Source organism: Pseudoalteromonas sp. A601 (assembly GCF_002165575.1).
Lineage (GTDB): Bacteria > Pseudomonadota > Gammaproteobacteria > Enterobacterales > Alteromonadaceae > Pseudoalteromonas.
The window spans coordinates 305134-318188 of record NZ_MXQF01000001.1; the positions used below are offsets into that span (position 1 = coordinate 305134).

Annotated in this window: 10 protein-coding genes; 3 read left to right on the forward strand and 7 right to left on the reverse strand. The window is 42.1% G+C overall.

The window, feature by feature from the left end:
* Nucleotides 1-122 precede the first annotated feature (122 nt).
* From flgE to B5G52_RS01500, 6 genes are all read right to left on the reverse strand, one after another.
* Nucleotides 123-1478 carry a flagellar hook protein FlgE gene (gene flgE, locus B5G52_RS01475; RefSeq protein ID WP_087530921.1) on the reverse strand — a complete coding sequence of 452 codons (1356 nt, stop codon included), beginning with the start codon at nt 1476-1478 and terminating at the stop codon, nt 123-125.
* A gap of 57 nt (nt 1479-1535) precedes the next feature.
* Nucleotides 1536-2216, reverse strand: a complete 681-nt coding sequence (locus B5G52_RS01480) for a flagellar hook assembly protein FlgD (protein WP_087530922.1) — start codon at nt 2214-2216, stop codon at nt 1536-1538.
* Between the two features lie 13 nt (nt 2217-2229).
* A complete protein-coding gene (gene flgC / locus B5G52_RS01485; protein ID WP_087530923.1) occupies nt 2230-2661 on the reverse strand; it encodes a flagellar basal body rod protein FlgC in 432 nt (143 codons plus the stop codon).
* A gap of 2 nt (nt 2662-2663) precedes the next feature.
* Complete coding sequence (gene flgB / locus B5G52_RS01490) at nt 2664-3074, reverse strand: flagellar basal body rod protein FlgB (RefSeq protein WP_087530924.1); 411 nt, start codon at nt 3072-3074, stop codon at nt 2664-2666.
* Nucleotides 3075-3231: 157 nt separating this feature from the next.
* On the reverse strand, nt 3232-4062 hold the full coding sequence (locus tag B5G52_RS01495; protein WP_087530925.1) for a protein-glutamate O-methyltransferase CheR: 831 nt from the start codon (nt 4060-4062) through the stop codon (nt 3232-3234).
* A gap of 20 nt (nt 4063-4082) precedes the next feature.
* Nucleotides 4083-5015, reverse strand: a complete 933-nt coding sequence (locus B5G52_RS01500) for a chemotaxis protein (protein WP_087530926.1) — start codon at nt 5013-5015, stop codon at nt 4083-4085.
* Between the two features lie 139 nt (nt 5016-5154).
* Between B5G52_RS01500 and flgA the strand changes: the two genes are divergently transcribed.
* The 3 genes from flgA (at nt 5155) to flgN (ending at nt 6679) form a co-directional block, all read left to right on the forward strand.
* Nucleotides 5155-5862: a flagellar basal body P-ring formation chaperone FlgA gene (gene flgA / locus B5G52_RS01505; protein WP_087530927.1), complete on the forward strand. Its 708-nt coding sequence runs from the start codon at nt 5155-5157 to the stop codon at nt 5860-5862.
* Nucleotides 5863-5940: 78 nt separating this feature from the next.
* Complete coding sequence (flgM, locus tag B5G52_RS01510) at nt 5941-6255, forward strand: flagellar biosynthesis anti-sigma factor FlgM (protein ID WP_087530928.1); 315 nt, start codon at nt 5941-5943, stop codon at nt 6253-6255.
* Nucleotides 6248-6679: a flagellar protein FlgN gene (gene flgN, locus B5G52_RS01515; RefSeq protein ID WP_087530929.1), complete on the forward strand. Its 432-nt coding sequence runs from the start codon at nt 6248-6250 to the stop codon at nt 6677-6679. Before flgM ends, flgN begins: the two co-directional genes overlap by 8 nt.
* Before the next feature lie 235 nt (nt 6680-6914).
* On the opposite strand, the gene B5G52_RS01520 is transcribed toward flgN, so the two are convergent.
* On the reverse strand, nt 6915-13055 hold a 6141-nt coding region (locus B5G52_RS01520; protein ID WP_176372479.1), incomplete at its 5' end, for an Ig-like domain-containing protein.

The window sequence follows — 13055 nt, forward strand, 5'->3', positions numbered from 1 at the left end:
TATATTAGAGATAAATGCAAAATAAGTGCCACAATAATTTGACAGTAAAAATACACTGATAAGAAATAAAAAAGGCTGCCCGAATTGGCAGCCTTGGTGTCGGATTAGTATAATATTCGCTATTAACGAATTTGCAGGATGCTTTGCTGAATTGTTGAGTTCACCTCAAGCGCTCGCGAATTAGCCTGGAAGTTACGCTGCGCACTAATCAAATCGACCAGCTCATTAGTTAAGTTCACATTTGATTGCTCAAGCGCCGATGAGCTAATTTTACCAAACGCGCCCGAATTAGCTTCCCCAGCTATCGGCTCACCAGAGGTTAAGCTTTTCTTCCATGATGTATTACCCACTTGTTGTAAGCCCTGTGAATTTGAAAAACGAGTTAACGCAACTTGCCCTAAATAATTAGAATCACCATTACTATAAGAAGCAACTATTTTTCCATCAACACCAATATCAATATTTGCCAACCGGCCCACTGCTGCGCCATCTTGGTCTAATACTTTATTTTCAAAAGAACCTGCGTGCTGCGTAGGTATTTTTGAAGAAGTGCCCGCTTCATCACGCCAATTGATCGTTACATTATTAGGGAAACTAGCACCGTTACTTAAAATCCCAGTCAGGTTAGTACCATCGAAGACCACTGAATCAAATGTACTTGCCGCATTAGGATTACCGTTAGTATTGAGTGGTAACCCGTTTGCATCAAACTGAAATGTTGAAATAGGAGTAAATGGCCCTGTAGCACCTTGCGGGGTGCCATCTGGATTGACAACTTGACCGTCTAATGTCGAATAAACTTCCCATTCGTTAGCATTTCCTGTAACAGCCGCATCTGTTTTCACAAAGTACAATTGCATAGTATGCGATTCACCTAACGAATCATAAACATTCGTTGAGGTAGAATGAGTAAATGAGCCAGATTGGCCTGGATCAAATGGTGTAATTGACGGTGCTGCTTTAGTTGAATCTAACCTAAAAGATGAATACACATTTGTTGTAGCGCGCGGAGCCCCCGAAGAATCAGGAATTTGAATCGCACTAGATGTGCTCAAACTCACTGAAGTCGCGTCTCCGCTTGATGCATCAACAGGGAACCCTTGTAAAAAGTTACCTTGCGAATCAACAATAAAATTATCTTTATTTAATTTAAACGCCCCTGCACGAGTAAATGTTTGATCTTGCGAGCCCAACTCTGAACTAAGAGCAAAATAACCTTCTCCCCCGATAGCTAGATCGAGTGAATTTTGCGTACCTAGTGTTGAACCTTGATGAAACTGTTGAGATACAGACGTTGTTTGCACCCCATCACCATTTTTGGTTTTACCCGAGGTAAAAACGGAAGATGAATATACATCTGCAAATTCAGCTCGTGACTCTTTAAATCCCGTTGTATTTACATTAGCGATGTTATTAGCAGTAACATCTAAATCTTTTTGTGCGGCAGCGATGCCTGTTAACGCAATATTGAAGCTCATAAGTGACCTCTAAATTGTTAATATTTAGCCTTCGGCTGAAAATATACTTTAAATGTGTTATGCAATTTCTGCGACATCAGTCAGCTTAATCGCACCGGCTTTAGTGTTGATAATAATGCCATTAGCACCATTAATACTTACACTCTCAATGTTTTTATATGTAGCAACTGGTAAGCTGGTAAACTCCTCTCCCATGCTGCCTTCAGCTTTTATACTGTATTCACCTGGTGGAAGGCTCTCACCGGCTTCATTTTTACCATCCCAGTTAAAACGAAAGCCACCTGCAGGTTGGGTATCAAAATTAATAGTTCTTACAAGTTGCCCCGAATCATCTGTGATACTAAGCTTTAAATCTTTAACAGGGCTTTCAATAGCAATTATGCCTGAGGCTTTACCACTGCTGTTAAGGTCTAATGAATCAGCTCCTACTAAGGCCTTTTTACCAACCAAAGTAGATGCTTGCAACGCAGAGTTTGAGGTCATTGATGCCGCCAAAGACTCAAATTTTGAGTTAAGGTTTGAAATCCCTTCAGCCATAGTAAAATTAGTCATCTGTGCAATCATTTGATCGTTATCAGCTGGTTTGCTAGGGTCTTGAAACGACAACTGTTGTGTAAGCAAGGAAAAGAAATCTTCTTGCGTTAACGCATCACTTTTCTCTTCCGTCGATACTTGGTTCTCTTGCCACTTAAGCGAATCTAAATAAGTCGACGATGTTGTAGTTATATCGTTACTCATAACTTTTCCTCAATTACCGCTGCCCAAGCAACAGTGTTTTACTTAGCATTTGCTTCGCTGCATCAGCAACTTGCACATTTGTTTGATAAGAGCGTGAGGCAGAAATCATATTAGCCATTTCTTCTACAACATTAACGTTAGGTTTGTAGATATACCCATTTTCATCCGCACTGGGGTGATTAGGGTTATATTCTATTTGCAGTGGCTTATCGCTCTCTACAATACCTAGTACTTTAACGCCTACAGACGACCCCTGTTGATTACTTTGCGACGCTGATGCCTTTGTCAGCTCAGCAGCAAAAACAGGGTGGCGCGCTCGATAGGTTTGATCCTGGCTTGAGCTAATAGTATTAGCATTAGATATATTACTGGCCGTGGTATTTAAACGCACATTTTGCGCACTCATACCGGTACCTGAAATATCAAAAACGTTATATAAACTCATGCTTAGGCTCCTTGACTACCGAGGGCTTTTTTAAGGCCTTTAATTTTACTACTCATAAATTGCAGGCTTGCCTGATACTCTAATGAGTTCTGTGTATACAAGTTTCGTTCCACCTGTATGTCCACTGAGTTACCATCACCTGTATCTGCTTGATTTGGCGAGCGAAACATTTCACTATTACCGACATAACGGCTACCACCAGAAATGTGTTTAGCATCGGTTGTTACCATGTTATTGCCGCCCTGTTGGTGGCTTTTTGCCGCTTTTAAAGCGGAGGCAAAATCAACATCTTTCGCCTTATAGCCAGGCGTATCAGCATTGGCAATATTGGTTGCTAATAATTCGGCTCGTTGAGAACGGATCAACATTGCGTGAGGGTGAACCCCAAAAGCTTTATCAAAACTGATAGCCATAACCATCTCCAAAAAATTGACTTAAGCTTATTAATGCAAAAGGTGAGCCAATATAAAATCTCAAAAAAGGGATGGTTAAGTCATTAAATAACAAGAAAAAACGATGGCTTTTGGCCATCGTTTTTATATTTTTATTAATTAGAAATAGCTGAGGATACTATTTCTTTTGATAAATAATACCTGGATTACAACGTACCATATCAAACTCTGTACTGAGTCCCGACATCGACTCTGAGGCACCTAAAAACAAATATCCTTTAGGGTTTAGTGCCTGTGCAAATTGCGCAATAATTTTAGCTTTTACTTCAGGTGAAAAGTAAATCAACACATTACGACAAAATATAATATCGAACTTTCCCATCAAGGCGTAAGAGTCAAGTAAATTCAAGTGTCTAAAACTAGTTAATTTTTTAATCGGGTCGATCACTTGGGCCATGCCGTTGCCACTGTCTTTGAAAAACTTTTTCCGTCGCTCAGCAGATAAACCGCGCGCTAATGCTAACGAGTCATATTCTGCATGTTTACACATATCAAGCATTGTATTTGAAATATCAGTGCCGACAATTTGCGCCCCCATTTTTAAAACACCAGGGGATTTAGCCTGAAATTCAGCAACAGACATAGCAATAGAGTAAGGCTCTTGACCAGAAGAGCTTGCCGCAGACCAAATTTTTAGTGGCCTGCGTAGTTCTTTATGCTCTGGAAATAGCTTAGTTTGTAATAATTCAAACGGGTATTGATCTCTAAACCACAATGTTTCGTTGGTGGTCATTGCATCAACTACGGCGGCGCGAAGTTGCCGCTCGTGGGGGCTGAGTGTTTTACTCACTAATTGTGATAACGATTCAACATTGAAACGAGTCATTAAAGGCGCAAGTCTACTCTTTACTAAATAAAGCTTGTTATCGCCTAACACAATACCGCACTGCTGCTCTAAAAACGTACGGAATTGATCGTACTCGCCTTGCTGTAAATGTTTATTTTCCAACGTAACACCACCTATCAAAATTAGTCACAATGAACCCATTTTTTTACTGCTGTAGCTAATTCATCCGGGTTGAATTTTGCGATAAAGTCGTCTGCGCCTACTTTTTCAATCATAGCCTGATTAAACACACCACTCAAAGAAGTGTGTAAAATCACATGTAAAGGTGCAAGCTTAGGATCTGCTTTTATCTCTGCAGTTAAAGTGTAGCCATCCATTTCAGGCATCTCAACATCCGAAATCAATAAACCGACTCTTTCAGTAATATCGTTTTTACAATCAAGCTCTGCGATTTCTCGAAGGCGAATTAGCGCCTCTTTACCATTTTTTGCAAGTTCCGTTTGTACGCCGAGTGGTTCAAGTGCACGTTTCACTTGATTGCGAGCAACAGCTGAGTCATCTGCTATAAATACGATACGCTCTCCCAAGTCTTTCTGAATTTCGCCATCACTTGCAATTTCCGCACTAACCTCGGTGTTTACTGGGCAAATTTCATTTAAGATTTTTTCTACATCGAGAATTTCAACTAACTCATTTTCAATCTCGGTGACTGCGGTTAAATATGAGTATCGGCCAGCACCAGATGGAGGCGGCATGATCTTTTCCCAGTTCATGTTGACGATGCGCTCAACACCTCCAACTAAAAAGCCCTGAACTGAGCGATTATATTCAGCAATAATAATAAAGCTGTCTTGAATGTTCTCGATAGCAGGACCACCAACGGCCATAGACAAATCGATAACAGAAATAGTTTGCCCGCGTATATGAGCAACACCCCGTATATACGCATTTGATTTTGGCATATTCGTTAAAGGAGGGCATTGCAGTACTTCTCTCACTTTAAACACATTAATACCAAAGCGCTGCCGCCCTCTTAATTTGAATAATAATAATTCAAGGCGGTTTTGCCCAACCAACTGAGTACGCTGGTTCACTGAGTCTAAAATGCCTGCCATTTCAATCTCCTAAGAAAGCTAAAAAAACGGAACAATTATTGCTTTCTCTATTTAAAGCTACATTACATCGTGGGAGCGTCTAATAATTGACGCTAAATATTTATACCCTGTTTTCAACCATAAGCATAGTCGAAACATTATGAGTTTGTTAAAAAAAAGCCGAAGATACAGTGTTTTTTATTTTCTTGCTAGCCTATGCCTAGTTTCACCTGTCTATGGACAAATATACAGCAAAGAAAAGTTGCAAACACTTGCTATCTCGTACATAAGAGATCAATTAAAGCCAATCAATAATGAGCAAACGCAAATTAATGCGCTTGCTTTAGATAGCAGAATACCCGATCGCAGCTGTACAACGCCACCGTCTTTAAGCGTACCAACAGCCCCTCCTTTTAATCGACAAGTAACAGTACAAATTAACTGTGGAGATATACAAGGTTGGAGTCAATACGTACACGTCCGTATTACTGAGCTTGAACCAATTGTAGTTGCCACTGAACACTTAACACGAGGTGAAGTTATAGAAGCTCATCACCTGAGTGTTGAAATGAGACCAAAACACTTTGTTCGAGTACAACATTTGCAAGATAAGTCGGTTCTTATTGGAAGCCGTAGTAAGCGTAATATTCGCAGCGGTTTGCCTGTTGTATTGAGCCAAATTTGCATGGTTTGTAAAGGCGACAACGTCACTATATTTGCAACGATCCGAGGATTAAAAATAAAAACTTCCGGTTTAGCCCTAGAAGATGGTACTTTAGGAGAACAGGTAAAAGTAAAAAATGCAAAATCTGGGAAAGTTTTAAATGCCCGTGTAGACGGTGTTGAGTCTGTACAGGTAAATATTTAAATTTTCAAATTTATGCTAAAGTATCTATCATGCATGCCGATAAATAGGCATATGTTGGATTATGTATAGGTTAATATCATGGTAAGCCAAGTAAATAAGGGTCAGCAACAGCCTAATGTGTTGGCCAATGCTAAGCAACAAAAAGTTGATTTGCAAAACAATAATACACAGTCGGCGCAAACAGCTGCACCAAAAGCGGCTACCGACTCTGTAAGCTTAACACCACAAGCACAACAACTTAAATCATTACAAGATAAGGCTCAACAGTCTTCTGGGTTTGATAGTAATAAAGTTGCAGAGCTTAAAAAAGCAATCAGCGAAGGTAAATATCAAATCGACGCTGAAAAGTTGGCTAAGAATATAGCTGCCTTTGAGTTTGACGTATATGGCTGATCACAATAGTTTAATTGCGTCAAAACTCACTATGCAGTTAAATTGCTTAACTTCATTAGTTGAAATTTTAGACGATGAGCTTACAGCGATAGCTTCGCGCCGAGGCGAAGGGCTAAAAGAGATAGCACAACAAAAGTTGGCTTTTCTTAGCAAGATCCAAATTCTTGATAAAGAGCTGAGTACTCTACTTGCAAGTAATGATTCAAGATCCGAAGAAGTATCTGATTTGATTTCTGCTGTTCGTAAGCATTTAGAAACTTGTAAAAAGAAAAACGACGTTAACGCACATGCAGCGCACCAAGCGCAATTAAGCGTAAAACAACTCAAAGATATTTTAATTGGCGCCCCCACTTCTATGACCTATGACCAAGGTGGTAGCGTAGTGCATGGTAATAGCAAATTAGTTCATAACTTAAAAGCATAATTCTAACGTCTAGGAAATATCCCTTATTAGCTTTCTTTTCTCTATTACCAATACTATTTAGTGCTCATTTACTAGATAGTACATACTCAGCTATTATTCAAAATTGCTTTTCCGTGCTTCACTGTGATTTTATAAAATCAATCCTGCGTAATAACTAAATTGCTCACGAAATTAATATAATAAAGCGCGGGAAGTGTGAAACTACCCGCGCTTTATATTTGTATTAGTTAACTCATTAACTATCTATTTGGTTATTTCCACTCTCAATTAACTTTTTAATCATCTCTTCTGATTGGTTTTGTGCATCAAGAGCAGGCTCAGCAGATTTCGATGTATCTCCACTGAAAGCAATACTACTAGCTTCACTGTCTAAGTCTAAGGCTAGCAAATCCGTTTGTTCAGCATCGCTCAGTACATCACTGATTGTTAAATCCAATGGCTCTGACTCACTACTAACGGTATTGTCAGCAGCTAAGATACGACTTAAATCAATGCTTTCATTTTGTGATACTTCATTACTGAAGGTAACACTTGATTCTGGTATCTCTGTTTGAGCTATGCTCTGATCTGCCTCTACACTGAGTGATGCTGGATCATCATTAATATTGCCAGAGGCAAAATCCTGATTATCTGTATCTTTAACAAGGTAATTTCCAGCTTGATCAATTGTTAAGAAATAATAATCTTCACCACTTAACAGGTCCAAGTCCAATAAGGATAATGTATAACTCCACTCACCGTTGGCGTCAGTTGTCGTACTTGGGTAACCTTCTAATACATCAAGATCAATTCCCAATAAGCCTACGCCAATTAAGCTAGCTCCGATGATATATATTTCAGTTCCTGATGGTGCTTCTCCTTCTACAGATGGAAGTAGCAGACCCAATATACCAGGATTATAGTCCGTCACATTAAACTCAATAGGAGTGGTATCAACTATTAAGCCATTGCCTGATGCAGTACCCATGTTACCCGCAGCATCTTCGATACTAGCACTTACCGTATATGCGCCATCCAATAGCCCTGCAGGGAAATCACTGATACTATCTCCTAATGAAACTGACCAGTTACCGTCATTATCAGTTGTAACTGTTTGCTGATAGCCGCTGCCAAAGCTTATTATCACCTCTGAATTCGCTTCACTTGACGTTCCTGTGATCAGTGGGCTCGTATCATAAGTTAAAACTAAGCCACTGGTAATGGCGACTTCTGGCGCTACCGTATCTATGATGCCTGTACTTTGCGCTGACGATTCATTTCCTAACTCATCAGCAGCACTGACACTAACAGTGTAAGTGCCATCTGCTAAACCATTAATTACTTCAACATCCCAGCTACCATCGGCATTAGATGTTGTGGTCATCTTTTGAGTATTACCAGCACGGTCAGTGACCAACACTGTCACTAAAGTGCCTGCCGGTGCACCACTGATAGAACCATTTATGGTCGGTGTCAAATCATTGGTAATCGCTGGTGCTGTTACTGAAATTACAGGTCCAGTGTAATCCATATTGAGTGTAATTGTATCATTGCTGCTGTTACCTGCGGTGTCGGTGATCACAGCGGTAACTTGAGCATCACCTTCAGCAAGCGCCGTGCTTGCAACAACACTCCAATTACCATTTGCAAGTACCTGGGTAGACACAGTTTGGCTAACACCATTGCTATCGAGTATTGTTACTTCAACAGTAGAACCCAACGGTGCATCAAGGCTGGTACCTGATATTAACGGAGTTGAATCAGCAGAAGACAATGCCGATGTTATTTCAAGTGTTGGCGCGGTTAAATCAATCACAAGTGATGTTGAAGCTGACGACGTTAAACCTAATTCGGTAACACTCGCTGAAACCGTGTAGCTGCCCTCTAACAGCGCTTGCGGAACTTCTACACTCCATACACCACTATTCAAAGTAGCGGTAAAGGTTTGCACATCACCACTTGCATTGCTGATCACTAAATTTATAGCACTACTATTTGACGCGTCACTCGTACCACTTATAACTGGGGTAGTATCATTTGTGGCCGCTAAAGGCGTAATGCCTATACTTGGGGCGCTCGTATTGAGTGCACCAGTTACACTATCTGATGTACTTGTATTGCCAGCTAAATCGGTAACCGAAGCAACAACACTGATACTACCATCCTCTAAGTTATCTGGAACATCTATAGACCAACTACCATCAGCTTGTACTTCGGTTGTATAACTATAGGTTTGTGTACTGTCAGTTACATCAACACTGATCACTGTACCCGCGGGCTCATCGCTGCTACCTGTTATTGTTGGAGTTGCAAGATTTATTGTGCCTACAGCATCCACAGTCACAACTGGCGCAACGGTATCTATTTCACCGGCTGTTGTAACACTTGAAGTGAGCCCTGCTGCATCGGTAATTGATGCTGTAACATTGTACTCCCCCTCAGGAAGGGCATCGGATTCAACTTGCCAATCGCCATTAATATCAACTACTGCCGTCAAATTATGCGTATCGCCATTACCATCAACAATTACCACCGAAACCGTACTACCTTGTGCTTCATCACTCGTTCCTGAGATTATTGGTGTCGCATCATTGCCTAAGCCTTGATTGACCACTGTAATGTTTGGAGCGACTGTATCTACGGTGATATTACCTGTACGAGTTGTACTATTTCCTGCTTGATCGGTAACCGTTGCAGTGACGGTATAGGTCCCATCGGTGAGCGTACTAGCCGACACTTGCCACTGGCCAGTTTGTGCCACCGTCGCTGTTAAGCTTTGCCCATCAATAGTGACGGTAACCTCGCCACCAGTTAAATTACTGGTGCCACTGATAAGCGGCGTATCATCACTGGTGAACGCAGTTGTATTAAGAACTAAGCTTGGTGCTGTAGTATCAATTACACCACTGGCCGTCTGCTCTGTTAGATTACCAACGCCATCGCGCACACTCGCTTTAACCGTATATTGTCCATCTCCTAAATTTTGTGGCACATTGACTGACCAACTGCCATTCGCTTGCACTGTCGCATTAAAGGTCTGTGTTGCAACCCCTTGCCCTGTGACCACAAGTGTTACTTGCGCACCTTCACCTAAATCAGTGGTTCCGCTAATAGTTGGCGTACTATCCATAGTCAGTGCTGGGGTAGATAACGTAAGTTCAGGCGCCGTATTATCAAAATCTAAGGTACTGATGGTGGTGGTATTACCCGCCGCATCGGTTGCAGATGCTTCAACATACGCAAGGTTTAATAATGAAAGAGAGATGTTTAATACACTCCAATCACCATTTGCATCAACTGTTGCGGTATAAGGTAAACCAATTGCACCACCAACCAAATGATTAGTAATAGTAACTATACTCCCTTCAGGTAGGTCTGACGTACCAGATAATGAAACCAAGTTACCAAGTAAAAATGAGGGGACAATCGCCAGTTCTGGCGGTGTAATATCTATTTCTCCTCCAGTCTTACTGTCTTCCCCCTGATTACCAGCTATATCTGTGATCGTTGCTTTCACAGAGTAGACGCCTTCAGCTAATGGGGTGTTTGCTGCTGCTTGCCAATCACCTTGCGCATCAGTAGTAACGGTTACAATATGCTCAGTACCATTTGCATCAGTAAAGGTAACCTCTACAGTGGCATTCGCTTCATCTGATGTACCACTAATAAGCGGTGTTGTATCTTGGGTTAATACCAAGCTACTTTGGTCAATAGTGATCTCAGGGTTAACACTGTCTATAACGGCATTAGCAATTTGTTGCCCAGCATTACCCGCAGTATCAGTGACCACAGCAGTAACAGTGTAGGCACCTTCTGCAAGAGTTTGGGATGCTTCGACTTGCCATGTTAAATCCGCTGCGAGTGTTGTATTGACTATATGACTTACCCCTTGTGCATCTGTAAAAGTAACAGCAACGGTGTTCCCCGCAACAGCATTTAAAGCCGCTCCTGAAACAACCGGTGTTTTATCTGCTGTGCTGCTTAATAAATCGATCAACACTGTAGGTGGGGTTAGATCTATTTCACCTGTTGTTTGAGCCGAATTGCTATTTCCGGCAATGTCCGCAATGGTTGCAGCAACGCTATAACTTCCTTCAGCAAGCTCACTTGCAAGCGCAACAGACCATGTACCATTTGCTTTGACCGTTGCCTGCGCCGATTGCTCAGTGCCAGCACTGTCTGTGACCAACAATGTAACGATAGTGCCTTGTGCTGCATCTGATGTGCCACTAATTAATGGTGTTGTATCGTTTGTAATACTCGGTGTATTAACTATCAAAGTTGGTGCTGTTAAATCAACTGCTAAGCTAGTATTTGAAGATCCAGTTAAACCGTCTTCAGTGACTGTAGCTCTTACAGTGTAGCTGCCTTCAACAAGTGCTTCATTGACCTCAATACTCCATTGCCCAGCCGCAGCTTGCGTAATTAGTGTTTGTATAACAACACCTGCCGCTATTATTTCAATTGTTACGTCAGTGCCATCTCTTGCATCTGTAGTACCTGAAATGCTCGGTGTTGTATCTATTGTCGGCTGTAAATTTGCAATCGAGATGGTCGGTGCATTAGTATCTAATGTTACGGTATCAGTAGCCGATGCTTGATTACCAGCAGCATCGCTCACATTAGCTGTAATAGTAATCGCGCCATCATTCAATCCATCAATAACTTGTACCGACCAGCTGCCATCGGCTTGTACAACTGCAGTTAGTTGATAACTGTTTAAGTCATCACTGACATTGACCATCACCGTTGCGCCTATTTCATCACTACTGCCTGAAATAACCGGTGTATCATCATTAAATGTACCCAATCCATCCAAAGTTAAAGTGGGATCTAAGGTATCAACGGTACCAGTGCTCTGCGCTGTACCACTATTATTTGCTGCATCCGTGATGGTAGCTGTAACAGTGTAAGCACCATCGGCCACCACTGCGCTTGGACTTGCTGAGTAACTGCCATCGCCTTGCACTTGGGTTGTAAATTGCTGCCTGTCACCATTAGAATCAACCAAAACAATGACCACTTCAGTACCTTGTGGCTCAGTTGAAGTACCTGAAATTGTCGGAGTTGCATCATTAGTTACACCCAGATTCGTCATCGTCAATACTGGCGTGATAGTATCAATCGACAGAGTGGAAGATGCCGTTTGTTGATTACCAGCAGTGTCGGTAATAGTCACTTCTACTGGATATTCACCATCGCTCAATGCTGTTGGAATTGTTACCTGCCATGTTCCATCATTAGCAACTGCTGCTAGTAGAGTTTGCCCGTTAACCACAACAGTTACTTCACCACCAATTTCATTACTACTGCCTGTTATCGTTGGTGTTGTATTAGCGGTTGGTTGTAAAGTATCGATAACTAAACTTGGTGCGACACTATCTACCACACCAGTGGTTTGTTCCGTAGTTAAGTTACCAACGCCATCGCGCACAGATGCGGTGACAGTATAAGCCCCCTCCGCGAGTGCTTGTGGCACAGACACCGACCAAGTTTGATCAGCTTGAACGGTTGCGCTAAATGTTTGAGTGACATTATCACTATCAACCACGGTCAAATTAATCACAGTGCCTTGGCCCATATCAGTGTCACCTGAAATGACAGGTGTTGTGTCATTACTCAACGCGTCAACACTGACATTCAAATCAGGAGCTGTATTATCAAAATCAAGCGTGCTAACTGTCGTTGTATTTCCTGCTGCATCAGTAGCACTTGCAGTCACATACGCTAAGCTCAGTAACGGCACCGTTAAATTTAGTACTTCCCAGTTGCCATTTTCATCTGTAACTGCGGTATAAGGCAGCCCAACTAGACCTCCAACTAAATGATTCGTGATAGTTATTATACTCCCTTGCGGAAGATCCGACTCACCTGATAGTGACACTAAATTACCGAGTAAGAAGGATGGAATAACTCTAAGCTCAGGTGCCACGGTATCAACAACCCCACTATCACTGGCGGTGCCAGTATTCCCTGCGGCATCACTGAGACTGACACTGACGCTGTAGTTGCCATCCGCTAATGCTTGGCTGGCTTCTGCCTGCCATTGACCATTGTCATCCGTTTGCACCGTCACACTGTGACTGCCATTGCTGTCAGTGAAGGTCACGATAATATCGCTGTTGGCTAAGTCTGATGTGCCCGTTACCAGCGGCGTGTTGTCATTCGTTAATTCTGGCGCGTCAATGCTCACCGTCGGTGCGATGGTGTCTATCTCACCGGTGGTTGTATTGCTGCCGGTGTTCCCCGCTGCATCGGTGATACTGGCGGTCACACTGTAGTCGCCTTCACTAATGGCATTCGCCACTTCGATTGACCAGCTACCATCACTGCCTGTGGTGGTCGTGATACTTTGTATCGCCCCATTCGCTGCTGTGACCTCGATAGTCACCTGAGT